Origin of the sequence: Microvirga ossetica, from assembly GCF_002741015.1 — a bacterium.
Taxonomy (GTDB): domain Bacteria; phylum Pseudomonadota; class Alphaproteobacteria; order Rhizobiales; family Beijerinckiaceae; genus Microvirga; species Microvirga ossetica.
On sequence record NZ_CP016619.1, the window covers coordinates 834,429 to 856,325 of the forward strand.

At 61.5% G+C, this 21,897-nt stretch carries 20 protein-coding genes and 4 pseudogenes; 11 read left to right on the top strand and 13 right to left on the bottom strand.

The window, feature by feature from the left end; translation table 11 throughout:
- Positions 1–23: 23 nt before the first annotated feature.
- Positions 24–338 carry a co-chaperone GroES gene (groES, locus tag BB934_RS42190; protein WP_099509915.1) on the bottom strand — a complete coding sequence of 105 codons (315 nt, stop codon included), beginning with the start codon at positions 336–338 and terminating at the stop codon, positions 24–26.
- A 667-nt stretch (positions 339–1,005) separates the two neighbouring features.
- On the opposite strand from groES, the gene BB934_RS42200 reads away from it, so the two are divergent.
- From BB934_RS42200 to BB934_RS42210, 3 genes are all read left to right on the top strand, one after another.
- Complete coding sequence (locus BB934_RS42200; RefSeq protein ID WP_099515514.1) at positions 1,006–2,562, top strand: ISL3 family transposase; 1,557 nt, start codon at positions 1,006–1,008, stop codon at positions 2,560–2,562.
- Between the two features lie 363 nt (positions 2,563–2,925).
- Entirely contained in the window at positions 2,926–3,231 is a 306-nt protein-coding gene (locus BB934_RS42205) for a hypothetical protein (protein ID WP_157934664.1), read from the top strand.
- A gap of 333 nt (positions 3,232–3,564) precedes the next feature.
- Positions 3,565–4,143, top strand: a complete 579-nt coding sequence (locus tag BB934_RS42210; RefSeq protein WP_099515686.1) for a PRC-barrel domain-containing protein — start codon at positions 3,565–3,567, stop codon at positions 4,141–4,143.
- 530 nt (positions 4,144–4,673) lie between these two features.
- Here the strand turns inward: BB934_RS42210 and BB934_RS48875 are convergent.
- A pseudogene (locus tag BB934_RS48875) lies at positions 4,674–4,864 on the bottom strand (CoA-transferase); the annotation flags it as partial.
- 141 nt (positions 4,865–5,005) lie between these two features.
- Complete coding sequence (locus tag BB934_RS51355) at positions 5,006–5,188, bottom strand: DDE-type integrase/transposase/recombinase (RefSeq protein ID WP_099515687.1); 183 nt, start codon at positions 5,186–5,188, stop codon at positions 5,006–5,008.
- A 59-nt stretch (positions 5,189–5,247) separates the two neighbouring features.
- On the opposite strand from BB934_RS51355, the gene BB934_RS42225 reads away from it, so the two are divergent.
- Positions 5,248–5,391, top strand: coding sequence for a hotdog family protein (locus BB934_RS42225; protein ID WP_418294823.1), 144 nt, complete (start codon positions 5,248–5,250; stop codon positions 5,389–5,391).
- A 124-nt stretch (positions 5,392–5,515) separates the two neighbouring features.
- On the opposite strand, the gene BB934_RS42230 is transcribed toward BB934_RS42225, so the two are convergent.
- From BB934_RS42230 to BB934_RS42255, 6 genes and pseudogenes are all read right to left on the bottom strand, one after another.
- The gene (locus BB934_RS42230; RefSeq protein ID WP_099515516.1) at positions 5,516–5,947 is read right to left on the bottom strand and encodes a TetR/AcrR family transcriptional regulator C-terminal domain-containing protein; all 432 of its coding nucleotides are present in this window, start codon (positions 5,945–5,947) and stop codon (positions 5,516–5,518) included.
- 44 nt (positions 5,948–5,991) lie between these two features.
- Positions 5,992–7,256: pseudogene (locus BB934_RS42235) on the bottom strand (IS256 family transposase).
- 357 nt (positions 7,257–7,613) lie between these two features.
- A complete protein-coding gene (locus BB934_RS42240) occupies positions 7,614–9,329 on the bottom strand; it encodes an IlvD/Edd family dehydratase (protein WP_099515517.1) in 1,716 nt (571 codons plus the stop codon).
- 104 nt (positions 9,330–9,433) lie between these two features.
- Positions 9,434–9,565, bottom strand: a pseudogene (locus BB934_RS51360) (IS110 family transposase); the annotation flags it as partial.
- Between the two features lie 146 nt (positions 9,566–9,711).
- Positions 9,712–9,864 (bottom strand): annotated as a pseudogene (locus tag BB934_RS49965) (IS6 family transposase); the annotation flags it as partial.
- A gap of 35 nt (positions 9,865–9,899) precedes the next feature.
- On the bottom strand, positions 9,900–10,820 hold the full coding sequence (locus BB934_RS42255; RefSeq protein WP_237050684.1) for a dihydrodipicolinate synthase family protein: 921 nt from the start codon (positions 10,818–10,820) through the stop codon (positions 9,900–9,902).
- Between the two features lie 118 nt (positions 10,821–10,938).
- On the opposite strand from BB934_RS42255, the gene BB934_RS42260 reads away from it, so the two are divergent.
- The 7 genes from BB934_RS42260 (at position 10,939) to BB934_RS42290 (ending at position 16,729) form a co-directional block, all read left to right on the top strand.
- Positions 10,939–11,586, top strand: coding sequence for an RraA family protein (locus tag BB934_RS42260; protein WP_099513435.1), 648 nt, complete (start codon positions 10,939–10,941; stop codon positions 11,584–11,586).
- Positions 11,587–11,593: 7 nt separating this feature from the next.
- Complete coding sequence (locus BB934_RS42265) at positions 11,594–12,430, top strand: FadR/GntR family transcriptional regulator (protein ID WP_099513434.1); 837 nt, start codon at positions 11,594–11,596, stop codon at positions 12,428–12,430.
- Positions 12,354–13,325 carry a tripartite tricarboxylate transporter substrate binding protein gene (locus BB934_RS42270; RefSeq protein WP_099515519.1) on the top strand — a complete coding sequence of 324 codons (972 nt, stop codon included), beginning with the start codon at positions 12,354–12,356 and terminating at the stop codon, positions 13,323–13,325. Before BB934_RS42265 ends, BB934_RS42270 begins: the two co-directional genes overlap by 77 nt.
- Before the next feature lie 110 nt (positions 13,326–13,435).
- Positions 13,436–13,909: a tripartite tricarboxylate transporter TctB family protein gene (locus BB934_RS42275; RefSeq protein WP_099515520.1), complete on the top strand. Its 474-nt coding sequence runs from the start codon at positions 13,436–13,438 to the stop codon at positions 13,907–13,909.
- Between the two features lie 6 nt (positions 13,910–13,915).
- Entirely contained in the window at positions 13,916–15,412 is a 1,497-nt protein-coding gene (locus tag BB934_RS42280) for a tripartite tricarboxylate transporter permease (protein WP_099515521.1), read from the top strand.
- 17 nt (positions 15,413–15,429) lie between these two features.
- Entirely contained in the window at positions 15,430–15,927 is a 498-nt protein-coding gene (locus BB934_RS42285; RefSeq protein WP_237050473.1) for a 2,4'-dihydroxyacetophenone dioxygenase family protein, read from the top strand.
- A gap of 106 nt (positions 15,928–16,033) precedes the next feature.
- Positions 16,034–16,729: an SDR family NAD(P)-dependent oxidoreductase gene (locus tag BB934_RS42290; RefSeq protein WP_418294824.1), complete on the top strand. Its 696-nt coding sequence runs from the start codon at positions 16,034–16,036 to the stop codon at positions 16,727–16,729.
- 73 nt (positions 16,730–16,802) lie between these two features.
- On the opposite strand, the gene eda is transcribed toward BB934_RS42290, so the two are convergent.
- The 4 genes from eda to BB934_RS42310 form a co-directional block, all read right to left on the bottom strand.
- Positions 16,803–17,537, bottom strand: coding sequence for a bifunctional 4-hydroxy-2-oxoglutarate aldolase/2-dehydro-3-deoxy-phosphogluconate aldolase (eda, locus tag BB934_RS42295; RefSeq protein WP_099515523.1), 735 nt, complete (start codon positions 17,535–17,537; stop codon positions 16,803–16,805).
- Between the two features lie 36 nt (positions 17,538–17,573).
- Positions 17,574–18,470, bottom strand: a complete 897-nt coding sequence (locus BB934_RS42300) for a sugar kinase (RefSeq protein ID WP_099515524.1) — start codon at positions 18,468–18,470, stop codon at positions 17,574–17,576.
- A 241-nt stretch (positions 18,471–18,711) separates the two neighbouring features.
- The gene (locus BB934_RS42305; protein ID WP_099515525.1) at positions 18,712–20,142 is read right to left on the bottom strand and encodes an NAD(P)(+) transhydrogenase (Re/Si-specific) subunit beta; all 1,431 of its coding nucleotides are present in this window, start codon (positions 20,140–20,142) and stop codon (positions 18,712–18,714) included.
- Between the two features lie 11 nt (positions 20,143–20,153).
- Positions 20,154–21,725, bottom strand: a complete 1,572-nt coding sequence (locus BB934_RS42310; protein WP_099515526.1) for a Re/Si-specific NAD(P)(+) transhydrogenase subunit alpha — start codon at positions 21,723–21,725, stop codon at positions 20,154–20,156.
- Between the last annotated feature and the right edge of the window lie 172 nt (positions 21,726–21,897).

Below are 21,897 nucleotides of genomic sequence, written 5' to 3' on the forward strand. Positions count from 1 at the left end.
GTTATCTGTTCGGGCTGGGCTGTTTAAGCTGCCTTCTGAGCCGCGGCGGACTGTTCGATCACGCCCATGATGTCGGATTCCTTCATGATCAGGAGATCCTGGCCATCGATACGCACCTCGGTGCCGGACCACTTGCCGAAGAGCACGCGGTCGCCGGCCTTCACGTCGAGGGCGACGACCTTGCCGCTCTCGTCACGGGCGCCGGGGCCGACGGCGACGATTTCGCCCTCTTGCGGCTTCTCCTTGGCGGTGTCCGGGATGATGATGCCGCCGGCCGTCTTCTCTTCGGCTTCGATGCGGCGGACGACGACGCGGTCGTGCAGCGGACGGAACTTCATGGGTGTGCCTCCTCGTTCTAGAATTGGGGGCACTCGTCTGCGCCGAGCAGCACGTTTAGCACTCGACGCATGGGAGTGCTAACGCGAGTTGATACCTCAATGCTCCTGGCGAGGCAAGCTCATCCCTTGGTGGAAAGGCTGAGCTTAGGGCGAACATCACCCCTGTGTGCGGCGTTGACCTAAGGTAGCGGCCGACCGGCCGCCTGGGCAGCGAGGTTCGGCCGTGTTGAGTTTCGAGAGCGTCGAAGAGGTCTGCGAGAGCAAAAGCATCACCCTTGTCCTTCATCCCGCCATCCGTCGCGCCGTCAGGGGCTATGAGGAGAGCTTCTACATTGGCCTGCGCTGCTTTCTGAAGGGGGAAACAGATGGGCTTTACTTTTTGCCTCTAGAATGCGGCAGCTATGAGCGGCTGCGATTTTCACAGCGCCAATCCGCGGGAGGGCACCCAATCTTGAGGGTTGACCCTGTCGCCGCAGAGGGGCTCCAACGGATCAAAGGAGGCTGAACGCCATACGTCTCGAAGTTACGTCTAAGGCATCTTCTCAGCTCGAACATCACTCTGCGGCAGCCCGCATAAGGTGTGAAGCGGCACCGAAGGTTGGCTCTGACTCAATTCTGATGCAGGCGAGTGCATGTCTGGCGCTGTTTTCCAAGAGGAGTCAGCGCGATGGATCAGTCACTTCGCCCGTCCAGCCTTGTCCCCGAGGGATTTCTTGTTGAGCGGACGACTCTTGAGCCTGATCGGGTCGTTGTATGGGTTCGATCACGGCAGCTCGACTGTGCATGCCCGGCGTGCGGTGTTCTCTCGCGGCGAGTTCACAGCCGATATCTTCGCCGAGCGGCCGATCTGCCGCTTTCCGGGCGCCGCGTTGATTTGCGGGTGATGGTCCGGCGCTTTCGCTGTGACGCGGTTTTGTGTGGGCGACAGGTGTTCTCGGAACGGTTCGCCAATGGCGTTCTCCCGCCATTGGCCCGGCGCACTGGCCGCCTGGAGCACATCGTCCATCATCTTGGACTGGCCTTGGGTGGCCGCCCCGCGGCCAGTTTTGCCGAACGCCTGATGCTGCCCGTCAGCAATGACACACTGCTGCGAGTTGTGAGACGGCGGGCGCAACAGCCGGTCGACCCTCTCGCGGTGATCGGCATCGACGACTTCGCTTGGAGGCGCAATCATCGCTACGGCACCATCGTATGCGATCTGGAGCGCCGTCGTCCCGTGGTGCTGCTGCCAGACCGCGAGCCGGCAACGGCTCAGGCTTGGCTGCGAGATCATCCTTCTATTGTCACGATTGCCCGTGACCGTGGCGGCGGATACGGCGAGGCTGCGGCGAAGGCTCTGCCTCACGCCATCCAAATCGCGGATCGCTGGCACCTGATGGAGAATGCGAGCCGCGCCTTCCTCGATGCGGTGCGCAAGTCCATGCGCCAGATCCGTTCCGTCATCGGCGCGACAGTGATCGATCCCGAACTGTTGACCGCGGCCGAGCGGATTCAGTACGAAGGCTATCTCCGACGCGAGGAAACCAACATGGCTATCCTCGCCTTGGCCCAGCACAGCGTACCGATCAAGCAGATCGTCCGGGAGACCGGGCATAGCCGCAAGCTGGTGCGGCAGGTTATTCGCGGTGAGCGGACGGATGTCTTTCGCATGCGGCAAAGCTCGCTGGAGCCGCACCTGCCCTGGCTCGATGGTCAGTGGGATGCCGGAGCGCGCAATGCTACGGACCTCTGGCGTCGTCTGAAGCAACGAGGCTTCCGTGGCTCCTTGCGCGTCATCGGTGAGTGGGCCACCCGTCGCAGGCGCGCCGAAAAAGCGGATACTGAGGCCCTTCACCGCATTCCCTCCGCCCGCACCATCGCGCGGCTGATGACAACCGGGAGGGATCTTCTATCGAAATCTGAAACCGTCACGATCGCTGCCATCGAGACTGGCGTACTGCCCCTCGTCGAAGCCCGAACGCTGATCATCGAGTTCCAGTCCATGATCCGGAACAAGGCCCCGGCTGGCCTGAAGAACTGGCTTGAGCGCGCCAGCCAGAGCCTCGTCGTTTCCTTTGCCCGCGGTGTGACCAATGACGAAGCTGCCGTGCGCGCAGCCATGACATTGTCTTGGTCAAACGGCCAGACTGAAGGCCAGATTACCAAACTCAAACTGGTCAAGCGCCAGATGTACGGTCGCGGAAAGTTAGACTTGCTTCAGGCGCGCCTCATCGGAGCAATCTGAAGGACCCCTGCATCAAGAATGCGTCAGACCCAGCATTCGAAGCTGATTTACAGTTTACGGGACCGGGTCAAAAAGAGCGCCTCGGTCTCGAACCGAGGCGCTAAGTCAGGGAGACCAGAAGGAACCCCTTAGCTTTAGCTCCTTCATCGGCGGTTGACTGTGAGCCCGGTCACACAAGGCTTGTGTGGTGTCGGTCACGGAAGGACGGGCTGTTTCGAGCGATCCTTGCGATCAATCGCAGGAGGTCACCATGACGCGATCCTCAAAACGCCAGGCCAGACGCTGGGTCATCCAAGAGCTGACACGCTGCCTGGAGCAGCGCAGCCAACCTTTCCCCTCAATCAAGCCGGCTGCGGATTGATCATGTTGCACGCAAGGGCACGGGCGACATCCCACGTCATGGACAGCGAGATTGAGGCCAAGGCGAAGGCCCTCTGCGCCGATGCCGGCCTCGACCCGGGTGAGACCGTGATGCACGCATACGGCGATGACTTCACCGTCCTGGAATGGCAGTACCGGTGGACGTCCAACACGGCGATCTCCGGCCAGCCGGTGATCAGCCCGATGTGGAGGCTGTACCGCGCCCGCGCGGTCATCGAGCTGTCGCGCCTGCCGAAGGCAGTCGAGATCGGCGGTAACGTCATCCCATTCAGGAGGTGCAACAGTTAGCTTGGAACAGGCTAGACGTCACGACGGTGCCCGTCGCGGCACGGCAAGGGTTCACTCTCCGCTAACGACGGACTCCGCTCAGCACAGAGATCAGCTCAGAGAGTTACTTGGTCAGTCTTGACGGTCAGGTAAAGGCTTAGTTAAGGGCGCTTTTGTCAGCCGAAGGAACAAGAGAAAGCTTAGCTGATGTATTTTATATTCAGTATCAGGCATTTATTGGCTCAATCTTAGGCCTATATACTGGCATTATCCTAAATATCCTAGTATTGCTTTTCTGTTTCGGCCGTGGATGATTGAGGCAATAGCTGTGTGTTCTTTCGCGACGAGGAGCCCATGAGGCCCTGCTACGTCTTTCAGTCCGAGGCAGACCCGAATCTATATGGCTTCACTGGCAGTTCTGCAGGCGAAAAGCTTCCGGCTGCGAGTGGGCCTTGGACGGTTGTGCGACAGCTCAGCCTAGACGAGCAGTGGACCTTCAGCGTAGGCCGAGCCATCGTTTCAGCCGGAATACTGAAGAATGGCTTCTTTTTGTGGGAGGCAAGCAACGAGGCAGCCTCATTACATCCGGTGATCGGGAGCGATCGTGTTGAAGGCACGGCGGTGTACAACCAACAGGGCCGGCAGATCGGCACGATCAAGCGGCTGCTGATCGAGAAAGTCAGTGGACGCGTCCTGTCTGTGGACGTGACCTTTGGCGGCTTTCTCGGCATTGGTGTTCACCATCGCACGGTCCCATGGGATAAGCTTTCCTATGCCAGAGACCTTGAGGGCTACCGCACTGACATCACCAAGGAGCAGGTGCAAGGCGCACCATCGTTCTGCATTGAGGGTGACGATGAGTTGTGGCCTGACCGCAAGCGTCAGCAGGAGATGAGAGACTACTGGCATGATTATCCAAGAGGCCCGATTTAACCTCTAGCGGGAGCCGTTCCTTGATAAATCTTCAAGTTCCTAGGGGTTTAGCGAACCGGACGCACAGGAATGGCGTTATCTTTCGTGCCTAGCGGTCTTAACTCCCTTTGGCATAGCTAGGCAGCAACTCCTGACCGAGTGGGAGCCTCAGGCCGCTAACTCCTGGGGCTCTTTGGTTTGCTACAGGGTGATGCTCACAGGCGGCGTTAAGGGGTCGGATGTGGGCAACCTTCCCGCCTGAAATCGCCGCCTGTGATGTGAGCGGAGCGGCAAGAAAGACACACTCAGAGACGATAAGGGGACGCACAAGCCAATCCTACTCGAAACCCTCATTACATCCGTTGACTTCAGAAGCGGCTGGGTTAGGTGACGGTCAATTATACTATTATAAAATCGATTGCCGGGGCAGAACCGTGGTCAAGCAGCTTTTTCATTTCGCTGTTGCGCGTCATTTCTCGATTGAGCTTGGACTTGCAGCGACAGCCATCACAGCAGCAAGTGTCGCGCTGACCATCTGTGCGCAGCTGCCCTAGCGGCAGGTTGCACGCCGTCAGCAGCTTCAAGTCCTCCGAGCCGTCCTTGGCCTTGGCCACATCTCCATCACCACGACGCGCTTGACGCCCGTCACCAAGTCCATGGCGCCGCCCATGCCTTTCACCATCGTGCCCAGGATCATCCAGTTGGCGAGATCGCCGTTCTCGGCCACCTGCATGGCCCTAAGAGGCGTTGTTGCATTAACATGAAAAGGGCGTAACGAACCCTGTCGAACGGGTCACTCAGGCTGCAAGACCGAAGAGCCGCTTCACAAGACGGATTTCGCCCGTCGGGCCGGGTTGTTGTAGGATGCAGTGGCAGCGACGGATCATCCGCATGACCTCGAGCCTTTAATGGTAGAGAAGGCTGTTGCCATCCTCTGGAAGCCGCGGGTCGGCCGGATCACACGCTTGAGCGCGCCGTGCTCCGCCTCGATGACATTGTTGAGATATTTCGACGTCCGATGCTCGACATTTTTCGACAGCAGCTCTTCGCTTTGTAAGCGTCGAATGGCCTTCGGATAGGAAGCGAGTTTGTCGGGGCGACGAACTCCATGTCGTCAGTGAGGTCATGAAGATCATTCCGTCCCGCTCCAAGCCGGACCGGGGCATTGTGGTGTTGCGGAGCGAGACCCGGAACCAGCATGGCGAAGTCGTTCAGGTGCTTGTGTCGAAGCTTGTGGTTCCGCGCAGCCCGTCCACCTTCTCTCACTGAGAGCCACCTGATCGGATGGCGGGTCAACAATCGTGGACCACTTGGAACCGCCGGAGCCGGGGCATCACATTGATGAGTTTACGCGCCCCTTCTGTCCCTCGCGCGAATGCCAGACTGTGCATGGTTATTGGCTCAGGCCGGCGGACTTATGACCGGGACGGCAGCCGTTCAGGAACAGGCGTGCGCACATCCTGGCTCGGGCCGCGATCTCGTCCGCATCGGGCGCGCGGCGTTGGCCCAGCATCACGGCGCGTTGCGGCTCCATGGCCACCATCCCGCGCAGCATGTCAGCCGCGACACGAGGATCATCGAGAGCGATCACTCCCGCGTCGCATTGCCGCCGCAGCCAGCCCTCAATGGCTTCCCTGGTGTGCCTGAAAGCCCCCTCGGAGAAGGCTGCCCCGAGTTCGGGAAAGCGGTCGCTCTCACTGGTGACGAGCCGAGTGAGAGCAATGACTTCCTCGTCGAGCGCCAGGTTGCCATACGCGCCCAGAATGCGCTCAAGCGCTGCCTCAAGATCGAGGGCTCCGACAAGCGTCTCGTCAATCGCCAGCATGAATCGGCCAATCAGCTATGACGGAATTTAGGTGATGGGGCCGGTCAGGCGGCGCTGTGTGTTGACACCGTTGTGATCTCGGTGCCGTCTTGGAATCTGACACCGGCGATTACCTTCGGCAACTGGTTTTCACCCATCAATCTCCGCCAGGTTTTCGAAGCCGCCATGATGAGCTTGAACACCATCAGCCGAGCGGTGGTTGGCGACAGCGAGCCCTTGGTGCGCACGGTCCTGTGCCGGACTGTCGCGAACACACTCTCGATCGGGTTTGTGGTCCGCAGATGGATCCAGTGCTCAGCCGGCCAGTCGAAGAAGGCCAGCAATGCTCGCTGATCCTTGCGCAGGCACTCCACCGCCTTGGGATAGCGCGCCTGGTAGGCGTCGGCGAACAGATCAACGGCCACCTCAGCCTGGGCGCGGGTGGGCGCGAGATAGATCTCCCGCAGGGCCGTCTTCATGCCGGGCTGCACGGACTTGGGCACTTTGTTGAGCACGTTGGCGGTCTTGTGCAGCCAACAGCGCTGATGGTGGGTGCCGGGGAAGAGCTCATCAAGCGCCTTCCAGAAGCCGAGAGCTCCATCTCCAACCACAATCCGGGGCGGGATCGACAAGCCCCGCCGCTTGATCTCGACAAGCAGTTCTCTCCAGCTTTGGGCGCTCTCACGCACGCCGGCCTGGAAGCCGACCAGCTCCTTCTTGCCCTCCGGGGTGGCGCCGATCAGCACCAAGATGCACTCCGCCTGGTCCTCCATCCGGGCCTGCAGGTAGACCCCGTCGGCCCAAACGTAGACGTAGTGACGCGCTGAGAGATCGCGCGCCTGCCAGAGCTCGTATTCGCCCTGCCATTCGCTGGTGAGCCGGGTGACCACCGAGGGCGAGAGGTTGGGCGCATCCCTGCCGAGCAGGGCTGAGAGCGCCTCCTGGAAGTCGCCGGTCGAGAGCCCGCGCAGGTACAGGATCGGCAGCAGCGCATCCAAGCTCTTCGTCCGCCGAGCCCATTTCGGCAGGATCGCCGAGGTAAAGCGGATCCTGTCCTCGCCGCTGGCGTCTCGGTCGCGGATCTTGACCCGGCTGACCTCCACCGGGCCGATGCCGGTCTGGATCGTGCGCTCGGGGCCATGCCGTGCCGGACCAGGCGCTCGCGGCCGTCCGGCAGCTTCAGATCGCGCATGCTGGCGAGAAAGGCCTCAGCCTCGATCTCGATGGCCTGGGCCAGCAGCTTGCGGGCCCCGACTCGGAGAATATCCGTCAGGGGATCGTCAATCGTATCGGGCTGACGAAGGCGGACAATGGTGGTGGTCTCGGTCATGGCGTATCGCTCTCTCGAAGAGGTTCTGGCAGGCTCGACACCCGCCTCGATACGCCGCCCTTCTCACACTGTCATCACCCAGTTTCCGCCATAGCTCCTATCCTGGAAAAGGTCGCCGGTGCGCAACAAGCGTTAGAGTCACAACACTAGGATTCTTGTGTCGGTCGCGCCTGGCGCGATCGGAACGCGCAACAGATTGGGCTGCCTCATTCCTCTGATCCCATACTCGGAGAGCCACAGTGCTGATCCCGAAGAGAAGCAAGGGCCCGCGAGTGACGTCAAACATCGGGAATGTGGAAGACCTGAAAGCGCTTGACCTCAAACCACCGAATAGAGAAGAGCCCTCCTGATTAGCCTTTAATGGCTTTCACGTGGCACCGCCGCTCCGCGGCACCCCACAAGGAAGTCGAGATCTGCCCCACGATCTGCTTGAAGTACCCGCTCTACGTAAAGGCTCTGGTAGCCTCCGGCCATCTGTGGCACCGCTGGCGTCCATGTCGACTGCCGTTGCGACAGCTCTTCATTTGACACGTCCAAATGGAGTCGACGTGCCTCGACATCTAGTTCAATTATGTCACCGTCACGCACGAGTGCGAGGGGACCTCCAGCCGCTGCTTCGGGAGCGACATGTAGCACAACTGTACCAAACGCAGTCCCTGACATACGCGCATCAGAGATGCGCACCATATCGCGCACGCCGCGCTCAAGGAGTTTTTGTGGCAAAGCCATATTACCAACTTCAGCCATCCCCGGATAGCCTTTAGGACCACAGTTCTGCAGTACCATGACTGAGGTCTCATCAATTTCCAGGCTCGGGTCATCTACGCGAGCCTTATAGTGCTCTATGGAATGAAAGACCACGGCACGTCCGCGATGGCGCATTAGGTGCGGGGATGCAGCGGACGGCTTAATTATGGCGCCATTCGGTGCAAGATTTCCGCGCAGGACGGCAATACCGCCGTGCCGCACCAGTGCTTCCGAACGTGGCCTGATCACATCTGGATTGTGATTCTCCACATCCGCTATGTTCTCGCCGACTGTCTGTCCGGTGACTGTTAAAGCGTCCAGGTCGAGTAAATCCGAGAGTTCCTTCATAGTTGCAGGAACTCCACCTGCATAACAAAAGTCCTCCATAAGATAACGGCCTGACGGCATCAAATTCACAATTGTTGGCACATCGCGTCCCAACGTATCCCAATCATCAATAGATAGGTCCGTCCCAATACGTCCTGCGATGGCAAGAAGGTGAACAACTGCGTTCGTTGAGCCGCCAATCGCGCCATTCATGCGGATCGCATTCGCAAAAGCCTTCCTCGTGAGGATTTGCGACAATCTTAGATCCTCTCGCACCATTCCGACGATGCGACGTCCGGTAAGGCGCGCTAGACGTGCCCGGTGGGCATCGACCGCAGGATAAGCTGCATTCCCTGGAAGCGTAACTCCCAGGGCTTCAGCCATTGAGGCCATCGTGGAGGCAGTACCCATGGTCATGCAATGACCTGGGGAGCGAGACATAGCACTTTCGGCGGCCATGAAGTTGGCACGGCTCATAACCCCCGCTCGCACGTCCTCGGAGAACCTCCAGACATCAGTGCCAGAACCGATATCACGTCCTTTGAACTTCCCGTTCAACATTGGGCCACCGGATATCAGAATCGTCGGCAGATCGCATGAGCCAGCTCCCATCAGGAGAGACGGAGTAGTCTTGTCACACCCTGCCATCAAAACGACACCATCAATTGGGTTGCCACGGATGGCCTCTTCTACGTCCATTGAGGCAAGGTTCCGAAAGAGCATCGCTGTGGGTCGAAGGTTCGACTCACCGCAGGAGAACACTGGAAACTCTAGCGGGAGTCCGCCGGCTTCGAGGACACCGGCTTTCACGTGTTCCACCAGCCCTCGGAAATGAGCATTGCATGGCGTGAGTTCTGAAAAGGTATTGCAGATCCCAATGACCGGGCGACCATCAAACGCATCGTCTGGCAGGCCGTTGTTCTTCATCCAGCTGCGATGAATGAAAGAGTCCTTGTCCGTACCTCCGAACCAATGCTGGGACCGTAGTTTCTTTGCCATCCTAGAAGCCTTCTTAAACGTGAACTCTCATCGGCGTGACCCGTCCGTCAACTTGATAGAGTCATCCTGGAATGTACGGTATGTTGAAGGGGTAAGCTCAAGAGCTTCTGAAAGAAAGCGATGAGATCCTGGCGCCGCAGCTTCTTGCGCAGGACCGGCTCCTCGGCGGCGTTCACGCCGCGCAGCTGAAAGACATGTTTTGACCTATCCATTCCGATGCGAATAATCTGGTTCATGGACGGTCTCCTGGGTCTGAGATCTGCAACGACCTCATTCTGGCACCGCGATGCCGTAAAGGGGCCATCTATCCCAACACTTGTCCCGACTATCAGGAGCCTCCTGAGAATCCAGTTGGCAAAGCTCTGGCAGAACTTCAAGCGCTCACTGTCGCACGGTTGACATCGATACCTCTGGCGGCGAGCACCTCTTTCATCATGCTTAGGCTCGGCGGAAACCGAAAATATAACCAGACGGCATAGCTGATCACTTCAACCGGAGAGCGGCGGGCGTACCCAGTGTGACGGGCCGGACACATTCTCCGACCATGCGTCCTACGCGGTCACCCTTGGGTTAACCTGGCGTTGCCCTTTCAAGTCGCTTGAGATTATCAAGTAACCGCCTCATCTCCGATAGGCCGAACTCCGTTGGGGTTACTGCCGGCGCACGATCGAATACCTCTGCGAGTTCCAATCGCTCAGCCATAAACCGCTTGCCGTAGCACAGCAATGAGGGGATTGACCTGATCATGTAGACAATGAGCGGGAGAAGTTCCTTGTGAAGACGCTCGGCCTCCGCAAGCGCCTCCGGCGAACCCTCACGGAATAACTCGTAGATCCTCACCTGAATGGGGAGGCAATCAGGCGCGGGAATGAGTCCGGCCGCTCCAGCCCGCAGGTTCGAAAGATACTCAATCCCGCCATGCCCCGCAAAGACGGCAAGCCGCCCGTCCGTTCCCGCAATCAGGCGCTCCGTTTCAACTGCTGTTCCCTCGCCCTTGAGAACCGTGATGTTGGCGTGCTGCCGATGCAGCGACACCATGCCGTCCACGGAAAGCCAGACATCAAGGTTGAAGGGATTGTGCTGGATCGCGACTGGGCAGTCCAGTGCGTCAGCAACGCTCCCGAAGAACCGGATCAGCTCCGGCTCCCCGCCACCCCGTGCGGGAGGTGGCTGCAGGATGACCCAGTCCGCACCTGCAGCTCGAGCTTCCCGCGCGAAGGCGATCTGACCCGCGATCGAAGGCTCGCCAACCGTCACTGCGAAAGGAACACGCCCTTGATTGAGTGCGCCTACGAGTTCCACGAGCTCCATGCGCTCGCGCACATCCATCTTGTTGACCTCGGTCACCAGGCCCAACGCCATCAGTCCGTGCGCGCCGGCACCGATGCAATGTTCGACCTGACGCCGCATGGCCTCTGTATCGAGCCGGCCATTGCTGTCGAAGAAGGCGTACAGAACGGGATACACCCCGTGAAACGCATGCTGACCCAAGGCTTCCTCCATTCTACAAAGGTATGATGTTAAACATCAGATGTTTGTTGCGGTGACCATCGTAGCGTGTCAGGATCCTGTCAAGCCCACCTCAGATGGGCTGGTTCAGGAGGAAAGAATGACATCCCTCGCGGATCGACTGCAGGAGTGCTACTCGGGCGCCGTCTATGATGTCATGCGCGATCTCGGCATGACGCCGCGGGTGCTGCCACGTAACCTCCTCGGTCTCACCAAGGACATGAAAGCAGCCGGCCCGGTCTTCACCGTACGCGGACGTCCGGACACGACGGTGAGCGCCCATGAATCCCTTTTGGCCTGGACAGGCCTGCTGTCAAAGGCTCCTGCCGGCCACGTCGTCGTGTGCCAACCGCAGGATGACGTTCGCGCGCTGATGGGGGAACTATCGGCCGAGACCCTGAAGCTTCGGGGTGTTCGCGGCTATATCGTTGATGGCGGTTGCCGGGATACGGGCTTCATCGAGGCGGAAGGCTTTCCAGTCTTCTGCCGCTACGCGACGCCCGTGGACATCGTGGCGGGGTGGATTCCCGAGGCATTCGACGAGCCGGTGACCATCGGCAACGTCGTGATCGGGGCCGGCGATTACATCCTGGCGGACCGGGACGGCATCGTCGTGATCCCGAGAGATGATGCGGAAAGCATCATTGCCAAAACCGAGGAAGTGATCCGTACGGAGTCCGCTCTGCGTCAGGCCATCCGCAACGGACAGGATCCGCAGCAGGCTTATCTCCAATACGGAAAGTTCTGACACGGCGATGCGGCAGGGTTCCAAGCCGGGGAAGATCGGCGCGGTGGTATCGGGCCTAGGGTCCGAGATCGTGCGCGGCACCTTTCTGCCCGGGCAGGCCCTTCCGCCCGAGCATGAGCTGGAGGCGCGATTCGGGGCCAGCCGCGGTGTCGTGCGGGAGGCGATCAAGATGCTGGCCGCGAAGGGGCTGGTCAGCGTCCGGCCGCGGTTCGGGACCCATGTCAAGCCCCGCCATGATTGGAGCCTGCTTGATCAGGAGCTCCTTGGATGGCTTGCTGGGGACGAGGGCCTCGATCGAGCCCTGCTTCTGGCCTTCGAGGAGACGCGGGCCATTATCGAACCCGCCGCCGCGGCACTCGCCGCGCAGCGAGCCGAACCCGACGACTTGAATCGGATCATGGCTGCGCTTGAGGCCATGGAACGCGGGCAGACCGACCCGAACGCTGCCATCGCGGCCGATAAGGATTTCCACCTGTCGATCTTGGAGGCAACCCACAATCCAGTCCTGCGAAGCTTTCGCGGCGCCATCGAGGCCATTCTAAGTGCCGTGTTCGATGTGGCCGTTGAGGCGTTCAGTGGAAACCTGGAGAACCATGCCGCCGTCGCACACGCGATCGTGCGAGGCAATGCCGGCGAAGCCCAACGGGCCATGGAGCGGGTCCTGGGCTACACGTTCCATCACCTTTCCATCGAGCCCAGTGAGACGTCCAAGAGCAAAAAAGCATCTCGGAAAAGTGAAACCCCAAGAAAACCAAGGGAGAAGCGCCATGAAGCTAAAGAAAGTACTCGCCCTCGCAGCGCTGGCCGCCGTGGCAAGCCTGCCCGCTCAAGCGGCATGGCCTGAGCGACCGATTACGCTGATCGTCCCATGGGCCGCCGGCGGCGGAACCGATGCCGTCGCTCGCATGCTCGCCGCAGGGCTGGAGAAGGAGCTGGGAAAGCCAGTCAATGTGGTCAACCGCACCGGCGGGGGCGGCGTGGTCGGCCATACGGAGATCGTCAACGCAAAGCCAGATGGCTACACCATCGGCCTCGCGACGGCCGAGGTGACCACCTATTACTGGTCCAACACGGCTCCGTTTACCTATGAACAGCTGACGCCGATTGCGCTCGTCAACTTCGACGCCTCCGCCTTCAACGTTTCCGCCTCCAGCTCCTGGCAGGATCTCAAAGGAGCGCTGGAGGACATTCGCAAGCAGCCTGTCGGGCATTACAAGCTCTCGGGCATGGCCGCGGGCGCAGCCTATCACCTCGCCTTCGCGGGCCTGCTGAAGCTCGAAGGCATCAACCCCAAAAGCGTGACTGTCGTGCCGAGCCAGGGCGCGGCTCCCGGTTTCCAGGAACTGGCCTCTGGGGGCGTCCAGATCGTCCCGTCCTCGCTGCCGGAAGGCAAGCCGATGATCGATGCCGGGCGGGTGAAGTCGCTCGCGGTCCTTGCCAAGGAGAAGATCGCGGCGTTCCCAAATGTGCCGACCGTCAAGGAAGCCATCGGCAAGGATTATTCGGGCGGAACATGGCGCGGCATCGCGGCGCCGGCCGGCCTTCCGCCGGAAGTAACGGCACGTTTGGTAGCCGCGGTTGAAAAGGTCGCGACCGGGCCCGAGTACAAGGCCTTCCTCAATGAGCGCGGCTTTGGCTACGCTTTCGAGAAGGGCGACGCCTTCCGGACATTCCTGGCGCAGCAGCACAAGAACAATGGCGAGGTGATGGCTGATCTTGGCCTGAAGCTACGCCAATAAGCATCGGCGCCTGACGCAAGCACGGTCACGACGGCTTTGAACACCGATGCGGGCAGCGACCAGCCGGTCGATCGGATCGTTGCCCGCATGAACGTCAAGGAGAGCGCTCCATGAAGATCAACGACGTAACGGGCGGAGCCCTGTTCCTGATCCTGGCTTTAGCGCTGGGATTGGGAGCCTGGAACCTCCCGAACCCGGGCGAGCAGATCTTCGGTCCCTCGACCTTTCCACTCGTCATCGCGAGCCTACTCGCCCTGTGCTCAATCCTCCTTTTGGCCGGCGGATTGCGATCCGCCAGCCACGCGCCACTGTTCGCATGGTCCGACTGGGTCCGCCATCCATGGCTCGTCGCCCGGTTCCTGCTCGTGCCGGCGGCGGTGTTCGCGTACGTGACCCTCGTAGAGCTGCTCGGCTTCCTGCCAACGGCAGCAGCAATCCTATTCGTCCTCTTCCTGTCGGGTCATGTGCAGGTCGTCCGGGCGGCCTTCCTATCCATCTGCGTCGCGCTTCTCGTCCACACGATCTTCTACGTGGGCCTCAGCGTACAACTTCCCTGGGGGATCATGGACCCCGTGCGGTGGTGATGTTTCATGCTTGATGCTTACCTGACAGCCTTCGGAATGGTGTTCGAGCCTTACGTGCTCGCGGTGATTGTCGCCTCGGCTGTCTACGGCCTCGTCGTGGGCTGCATTCCCGGCCTCTCGGCCACCATGGCGACGGCCCTTCTCGTGCCGCTCACCTTCTTCATGCCGCCGGTCCCCGCGGTGGCCGCCATCGTCACCACCAGCACCATGGCGATTTTCTCCGGCGATATTCCCGGATGCCTCCTGCGCATTCCCGGCACGCCCGCATCGGCGGCCTATGTCGAGGACTCCTATCAGCTGACCCTGAAGGGGAAGCCGGAGCTGGCGCTCGGCATCGGATTGTACTTTTCGGTGATTGGCGGCTTGTTCGGGACGGCCGTCATGATGGTCGCGTCGCCAGCCATCGCCGAGTTTGCACTAGGCTTCGGCTCAGTCGAATTCTTCTGGATCGTGGCCATGGGCCTAGGCGGCGCTGTGTTCATCGGCTCCTCAAGCCCCCTGAAGGCCTGCATCGCGCTCCTGCTGGGCCTTGCCATCGCGCTGATTGGCATGGACAACCCGGCGGGACAACCCCGCTTCACCTTCGGCACGACGGGCCTGCTCGGCGGCATCTCGCTCATTCCCATGATGGTCGGGATGTTCGCGGTATCCGAGGTTTTACGGCACATGGTGTCGAAAGAGGCGAAGGCTCAGATCGCTGTGACCCATATCGGGCCGATCTTCGCCAACATGTGGAAGTTGACGAAGCAGTATCCTTGGCAGCTCATCCGCGGCAGCGCCCTTGGAACGGTCATTGGCATCCAGCCCGGCAGCGGCGCGGACATGGCAGCGTGGATGTCCTATGCGATGAGCAAGCGGTTCTCCAAGGAGCCCGAGAAATTCGGCACTGGGCATCCGGAAGGTCTCATCGAGGCTGGGGCATCAAACAACAGCTCGCTGGCCGGCGCCTGGATCCCGGCCCTGGTGTTCGGTATCCCTGGCGACTCGATCACAGCCATCGCCATCGGGGTTCTCTATATGAAGAACATGGCGCCGGGGCCGACGATCTTTGTGAACAACCCGCAGAACGTTTACGCTCTCTTTCTGGTGTTCGTCCTGGCCAACCTCCTGATGCTTCCGCTGGGCTGGGCGATGATCAAGGTAGCAACCAAGATCCTGCGCGTTCCTCGCGACATCCTCATGCCGATCATCCTGCTCTTCGCCATCGTTGGTGCCTTCGCCATCAACAACTCGCTGTTCGATGTCGGACTGATGCTCGGCTTCGGGGTTTTGGCCTTTATCATGGAGGAGAACGGCTTTCCGGTTGCACCAACGATCCTTGGGGTGGTCCTCGGGCCGCTCTTGGAGGAGAACTTCATCAACTCGATGATCAAGGCCGACGGCAATCCGATCGGCCTCGTGGACCGCCCGATCGCGGCTGTGCTGGCTGCGATCACCATCGGCATGGTGGCCTGGACGATCTGGGCGTCCCGAAAGTCGAAGTCCGCCCCTATAACCGTCTGAGCGCAGGAGAAGATCTCATGTATCACGCTATGAAAGGCTCGACCCATGTTCTCGCTCCTCAGGAAATTGCCGTCACGGCAATCCCTGAGGACGAACGTGTCTGGGTGCCACAGGCGCCAAACGTCTGGTTCCGCCCTCTCATGCTCAACACGCTTCAGGGGCAATGGTGCAACCTTCTGCGCGTCCGGCGCGCCGGCGTCCTCTCGCGGCATCTGCATCCCAGCCCGGTCCACGGCTTCGTCCTGAAGGGCTCATGGCGCTACCTCGAGCATGACTGGGTTGCTACCGAGGGCTCCTACGTGTTTGAGCCGCCCGGCGAGATACACACCCTGGTCGTGCCGGACGACGTTCAGGAGATGATCACGTTCTTCAACATCAGCGGCTGCATGTACTACGTCGATCAGGACAACAAGCACGTAGGCTTCGAGGACGTGTTTACGAAGATCGACATGTGCCGGAAGCACTACACTGAGGTCGGCCTCGGAGCTGACTACGTCGACCAGTTCGTGCGCTGATGCCAACGAGGACCAAGGAATGACGGACAGGACAACCGATCGCGGAACGTCGAGCGCTCCCGCACCCTCGGGTCATTGGGCTGCGCAGTGGTATTCCGGAAAGCGCGTGCTCGTCACAGGCGGAACCTCTGGTATCGGAGCCGGTATCGCACAGGGGTTTCTCGAAGCCGGCGCCGAGGTGATCGCCACAGGGGTCTCGCGCGGCGAAGTCGATAAGGTTAGGGAAGCCATGGCCCCAGCCGATTGTCGCGTGCTCGATGTGCGGGATGGCCGGGCCGTGGAAGCGCTGGTGGGTGAACTCGGCGCCCTCGACGTCGTCGTAAACTGCGCCGGCATCATCCGGCGCGTCGACGAATTCGAGTCTTCTGTATTTGAGGAGGTGATCGACATCAATCTTACAGGAACCATGCGCGTCTGCACAGCCGCAAGGCCGCTCCTCGCCCGCTCGCGGGGATCGATCGTCAACTTGGCGTCGATGCTATCCTTCTTTGGCGGCGGGCTCGTGCCCGGCTATTCTGCGAGCAAAGGCGGGGTGGCCCAGCTGACGAAGTCGCTCGCCATCGCGTTCGCAGCAGATGGCATTCGCGTCAACGCAATTGCGCCTGGATGGATTCAGACGCCGCTGACGGCCGCCTTGCACCAAAATGAAGATCGCAGCCGCGCAATTCTTGAGCGCACGCCCTTGAAGCGCTGGGGGACGCCGCAGGACCTGGTTGGGGGTGTACTCTTTCTCTGCTCGCCTGCGGCAGCCTTTATTACTGGATCGATTCTAGCCATCGATGGCGGGTATTCAGTCGTCTAATAAATCCCGCGAGTGGACCTGTCCGCCGTCGCGGAATCTGATCCGAGCCACCGCACCCGACGGTACCATCAGGTTAACCGACAGGTGACGACCCAGAGGCATACATGAGGGATGAACTCGACCCGTCATCCTCGCGTCCGATATCTTGCGACAGGGACGAGATCGCTCGCCTCGCCTGATCTCTGATTTTATTCCAGGCTTGAGCGCGGATATCAGAGGTCTGGCACACCCACGATCCGCCGACGGCCACAACATTCGGCAGGGCAAGCCAATCCCGGGCGTTCTTCTCATCGATGCCGCCGGTCGGGCAAAAGCGAGCCTGAGGAAACGGGCCGGCCAAGGCCTTGAGCGCCGGAATGCCGCCGGCTGCAACGGCCGGGAAGAACTTGACGGTCTGGAAGCCATGGGCGAGCGCCGCCATCAGTTCGGACGCGGTGGCGATGCCGGGAATGAACGGCATCTCGCTCCGGCTTGCGGCGTCGAGCAGATCTGGTGTGGCGCCAGGGCTCAGGGCATAGCGAGCGCCGAGGGCCTGCGCACGCTCCAGGTCCTTAGGGGTCAGCACGGTCCCGATGCCGACGATGGCGTCGGGGACTTCCCGGATGATGGCAGCTGCCGATTCCGCCGCAGCGGACGTGCGCAGGGTGATCTCCAGCAGGCGCAGCCCGCCTGCCACGAGAGCTCGCGCGAGGGGAACTGCATCCTCCACACGTTCCAGCGTGATGACTGGAACGATGGGGCCAGCGCGGAGGAGATCGGCCAGCTTCTTGTTGCGTGAACCGGCGAGGTCCTTCTGGTCTTGAGGCATGGGAGAAACTCCTTGGATGGAGAGTGTAGAAATATTCTATGGCATAGCCTCGCGCGGAATGATCGCGCCGCGATAGCGAACGACCTGTCCGGCGAGGCGATGCCCGGCCGCCGCGGCAGATCGAGGATCTTGACCCGACAGGCGTGCGTTCAGATAGGCGGCAGCGAAGCTGTCGCCGGCCGCGGTGGTATCGACCACATCCTCCGCAGGCTTGCCGGGCACGACGACGTCTTCGCCTTGCGACAGCACGCGGCCGGTCAGGTCCGGATATTTGAGGACGATCTCGGCCCGGTCGGAGAAGGTCAACAGCTCGTCCACACCGTTGCCGCCGAACAAGAGGTCGAGGTCTTCCGTCGAGGCGAGGATGATGTCGGCACACTCGAAAGCCTGACGGAAGGCAGTCCGCGCGACATCCAGATCGGGCCAGCCGCGCGGGCGGAAATTCGTGTCGAAAGCCACGCGCCTGCCTTTGGACCGTGCGTTGCCGAGCACGTCAAACAGGCGCTCGCGTCCGTTCTCGCCGTAGAGGGAAAGGGAAATGCCTGACAGATAGACGAGGTCGTATGTGCCGATGGCTTCGATGATGCTCTCGGCCTCGGGCGCCTGGAACAGCAGGCGCGCGGCTGCGGTCTCTCGCCAGTAGGAGAACCGGCGTTCGCCTTTCGGATCCGTCTGGATGATGTAGAGCCCCGGGAGCCGCCCGGGCAGGCGCAACACCCGTTGCGTCCCAATCCCTTCCGCGTCCCAGGCCGCGATCAGCTCATCGCTCCAGCTGTCGTCTCCGAGCGCGGTGATGTAGTCGGTCCGCGTTCCGAGGCGGGCCAGATAGACGGCGGTGTTGAACGTATCGCCGCCGTAACCGCGGCACAACCGGCCGTCGGCCTCCTCCCGAAGCTCGATCATGCACTCTCCGATGCAGGCGACCCTTGTCATCGTCTTCTCGAAGCTCCAACATCCACCGGTGGGGTCAATCTCGCCGCTACTGGGCTGTCATACGTAGCATTTCAGCATTGCTGTTGCGTTCGTCTGGTGCCTGAAAGAGAGCTGCCTAGATGCCCATGTGATCAAACCCTTTTACTCAGGTCGAATTTCTTAGCCAGCATGCGCAACATATTCTAATGGCATGCTACAGACGCCGGTGCTTGGCCCTGAGAACCGAATTTCAAACGGCGTTTCACATAACCTGCACCAGCAGATCGATGCTGGCTTTGGCATCACCGTAGAACATGCGGGTGTTGTCCTTGTAGAACAGCGGGTTCTCGATCCCGGAATAGCCGGTCCCCTGCCCGCGCTTTGACACGAACACCTGCTTGGCCTTCCACACCTCCAGCACCGGCATGCCGGCGATCGGGCTGTTGGGGTCCTCCTGGGCGGCCGGATTGACGATGTCGTTCGAGCCGATGACGATCACGACGTCGGTGTCGGCAAAGTCCTCGTTGATCTCGTCCATCTCCAGCACGATGTCGTAGGGCACCTTGGCCTCCGCCAGCAGCACGTTCATGTGCCCCGGCAGCCGGCCCGCCACCGGGTGAATGGCAAAGCGCACCTGCTTGCCCTTCGCCCTTAAGCGCCGCGTCAGTTCCGATACCGATTGCTGCGCCTGCGCCACGGCCATGCCGTAGCCCGGCACGATGACGACGCTATCGGCCTCCTCCAGGGCGGTGGCCACGCCATCGGCATCGATGGCGATCTGCTCGCCGGCAATCGCCATCACCGGACCCGTGGTGGCGCCGAAGCCGCCCAGGATCACGCTGATGAAGCTGCGGTTCATCGCCTTGCACATGATGTAACTCAGGATCGCACCGGAGGAACCTACCAAGGCGCCGGTGACAATCAGCAGGTCATTGCCGAGGGTGAAGCCGATCGCCGCCGCCGCCCAGCCCGAGTAGGAGTTGAGCATCGAGACCACCACCGGCATGTCGGCCCCGCCGATGCCCATGATCAGGTGATAGCCGATGAAGAAGGCCAGCAGCGTCATCGCCACCAGTGTCCAGATGCCCGCGCCGTTGACATACAGCACCAGCAGGACGACCGAGGCCAGGGCGGCTGCCGCATTGAGCCCGTGCCCGCCCGGCAGCTTCCTGGCCTTGCCGTCGACCTTGCCGGCGAGCTTGCCGAAGGCGACGATGGAGCCGGTGAAGGTCACGGCGCCAATGAACACGCCGAGGAACACTTCCACCCGCAGGATCGCGATCTCGACGCCGGTCTTGTGCGCCAGCACCCCGGCAAAGCCGGTGAGGATCTGCCGTGAGGTCTCATCAAGAGCCAGCACGCGGGTGAGCTCGAGATCGGCATTGAAGCCGATGAACACGGCGGCGAGACCGACGAAGGAGTGCAGCGCCGCCACCAGCTGCGGCATCTCGGTCATCGCAACCGTCTTGGCCACATACCAGCCGATGGCTGAGCCGATCACCAGCATCACGGCAATGACGGCGTAGTTGCCCACACCGGGGCCGAACACCGTCGCTCCCACGGCCAGCGCCATGCCGGCAATGCCGTACCACACGGCCCGCTTGGCGCTCTCCTGGCCCGACAGGCCGCCGAGTGACAGGATGAACAGGACGGCGGCCGCCACATAGGCGGCAGAGACGATACCAAGGCTCATCGGACGATCCTCTAAGACTTCTGGAACATGGCCAGCATCCGGCGCGTGACCAGGAAGCCGCCGACGATGTTGATGGTGGCGATCAGGAAGGAGAGCGAGGCCAGGCTCACCACCAGCCAGTGGCTGGAGCCGACCTGCAGCAGGGCCCCCAGCACCACGATGCCCGAGATGGCGTTGGTCACCGCCATCAGCGGCGTGTGCAGGGAGTGGCTGACACCCCAGATCACCTGGAAGCCGACGAAGCAGGCGAGCGCGAAGACGATGAAGTGGGCCATGAAGCTCGCCGGGGCATAGGCGCCCACCAGCGCGATCAGCAGGCCGCCGGCGACGAGCAGGCCGACCTGGCTGCGGGTCTGCGCCTTGAAGGCAGCAACCTCTCCTGCCCGCCTTTCCTCCGGGGTGAGCTCCCTGGGCTTGTCCTTCGGCTTGGCGGCGGCGATCGCCGGCACCTTGGGCGGCGGTGGCGGATAGGTGACCGCACCTTGGTGCGTGACCGTGGCGCCGCGGATGACGTCATCGTCCATGTTGTGGTGGATGACGCCGTCCTTGTTCGGTGTCAGGTCCGTCAGCATGTGGCGGATGTTGTTACTGTAGAGGGTGGAGGCTTGGGCTGCCATGCGGCTCGGGAAATCGGTGTAGCCGATAAGGGTGACGCCATTCGCCGTCATCACCTTCTCGTCCGGAACCGTCAGGTCGCAGTTGCCACCCCTCTCGGCCGCCAGATCGACGATCACCGAGCCCGGCTTCATGGCATCTACCATGTCGGCCGTCCACAGCTTCGGGGCGGGACGGCCCGGGATCAGGGCGGTGGTGATGACGATGTCGATCTCCGGGGCAAGCTCGCGGAACTTGGCGAGCTGCTTCTCGCGGAACTCCGGGCTCGAGGGGGCGGCATAGCCGCCGGTGGCGGCCCCGTCCTGCGCCTCCTCGAACTCGAGGAAGACGAACTGCGCGCCCATGGACTCGATCTGCTCGGCCACCTCAGGGCGCACGTCGAAGGCATAGGTGATGGCCCCGAGCGAGGTGGCGGTGCCGATGGCGGCCAGCCCTGCTACGCCGGCGCCGACCACCAGCACCTTGGCCGGCGGCACCTTGCCGGCGGCGGTGACCTGGCCGGTGAAGAAGCGGCCGAAGTGGTTGCCGGCCTCGATCACCGCGCGGTAGCCGGCGATGTTCGCCATCGAGGAGAGAGCGTCCATCTTCTGGGCGCGCGAGATGCGCGGCACCATGTCCATGGCGATCACGGTGGCGCCCTGTGCCCTCGTCTGCTCCAGAAGGTCGACGTTCTGCGCCGGCCAGAAGAATGAGATCAGGGTTTGACCGCTGCGGAGCATCTCGGCTTCTGATCTCTCGGGCCCACGCACCTTCACCACCACATCAGCGGCCCTAAACACAGCGACGGCGGAGGGCAGAACCTCGACGCCGGCTGCCGCGTAGGCGGCATCGGAGAATCCCGCTTTCGCCCCTGCGCCGGACTCCATCATGCAGGCATGCCCCAGCTTCCGCAGCTGGAGCGCGGAGTCGGGTGTCAGCGCCACCCGGTTCTCGCCCGCAAAGATCTCCCTCAGTGCTCCGATCTTCATAATCCAGGATCCCCTGTAGTAGATTATCATCAGGCCTGGCTTGCGGCCTTGCCGCCGAGCGCCGCCTGCGCTGCCGCCCCCGCGTGACAGTTCCAGGGCAAAGCGCGTCTCGGGCGAGACGGGCGCTGCCCGCTCTCAAGAAGCCGCGCTTGTCCCATTCCGCTGGGCCGTT

Coding starts and splice junctions, on each gene's coding strand:
- BB934_RS42280 (WP_099515521.1), top strand. CDS start 13,916: ATGCTTGATGCTTACCTGACAGCCTTCGGAATGGTGTTCGAGCCTTAC.
- BB934_RS42310 (WP_099515526.1), bottom strand. CDS start 21,725: ATGAAGATCGGAGCACTGAGGGAGATCTTTGCGGGCGAGAACCGGGTG.
- BB934_RS42230 (WP_099515516.1), bottom strand. CDS start 5,947: ATGCTGGCGATTGACGAGACGCTTGTCGGAGCCCTCGATCTTGAGGCA.
- BB934_RS42225 (WP_418294823.1), top strand. CDS start 5,248: ATGAAGATCATTCCGTCCCGCTCCAAGCCGGACCGGGGCATTGTGGTG.
- BB934_RS42210 (WP_099515686.1), top strand. CDS start 3,565: ATGAGGCCCTGCTACGTCTTTCAGTCCGAGGCAGACCCGAATCTATAT.
- BB934_RS42270 (WP_099515519.1), top strand. CDS start 12,354: ATGAAGCTAAAGAAAGTACTCGCCCTCGCAGCGCTGGCCGCCGTGGCA.
- eda (WP_099515523.1), bottom strand. CDS start 17,537: ATGCCTCAAGACCAGAAGGACCTCGCCGGTTCACGCAACAAGAAGCTG.
- BB934_RS42240 (WP_099515517.1), bottom strand. CDS start 9,329: ATGGCAAAGAAACTACGGTCCCAGCATTGGTTCGGAGGTACGGACAAG.
- BB934_RS42275 (WP_099515520.1), top strand. CDS start 13,436: ATGAAGATCAACGACGTAACGGGCGGAGCCCTGTTCCTGATCCTGGCT.
- BB934_RS42300 (WP_099515524.1), bottom strand. CDS start 18,470: ATGACAAGGGTCGCCTGCATCGGAGAGTGCATGATCGAGCTTCGGGAG.
- BB934_RS42265 (WP_099513434.1), top strand. CDS start 11,594: ATGCGGCAGGGTTCCAAGCCGGGGAAGATCGGCGCGGTGGTATCGGGC.
- BB934_RS42205 (WP_157934664.1), top strand. CDS start 2,926: ATGTTGCACGCAAGGGCACGGGCGACATCCCACGTCATGGACAGCGAG.
- BB934_RS42200 (WP_099515514.1), top strand. CDS start 1,006: ATGGATCAGTCACTTCGCCCGTCCAGCCTTGTCCCCGAGGGATTTCTT.
- BB934_RS42305 (WP_099515525.1), bottom strand. CDS start 20,142: ATGAGCCTTGGTATCGTCTCTGCCGCCTATGTGGCGGCCGCCGTCCTG.
- BB934_RS42260 (WP_099513435.1), top strand. CDS start 10,939: ATGACATCCCTCGCGGATCGACTGCAGGAGTGCTACTCGGGCGCCGTC.
- groES (WP_099509915.1), bottom strand. CDS start 338: ATGAAGTTCCGTCCGCTGCACGACCGCGTCGTCGTCCGCCGCATCGAA.
- BB934_RS42285 (WP_237050473.1), top strand. CDS start 15,430: ATGTATCACGCTATGAAAGGCTCGACCCATGTTCTCGCTCCTCAGGAA.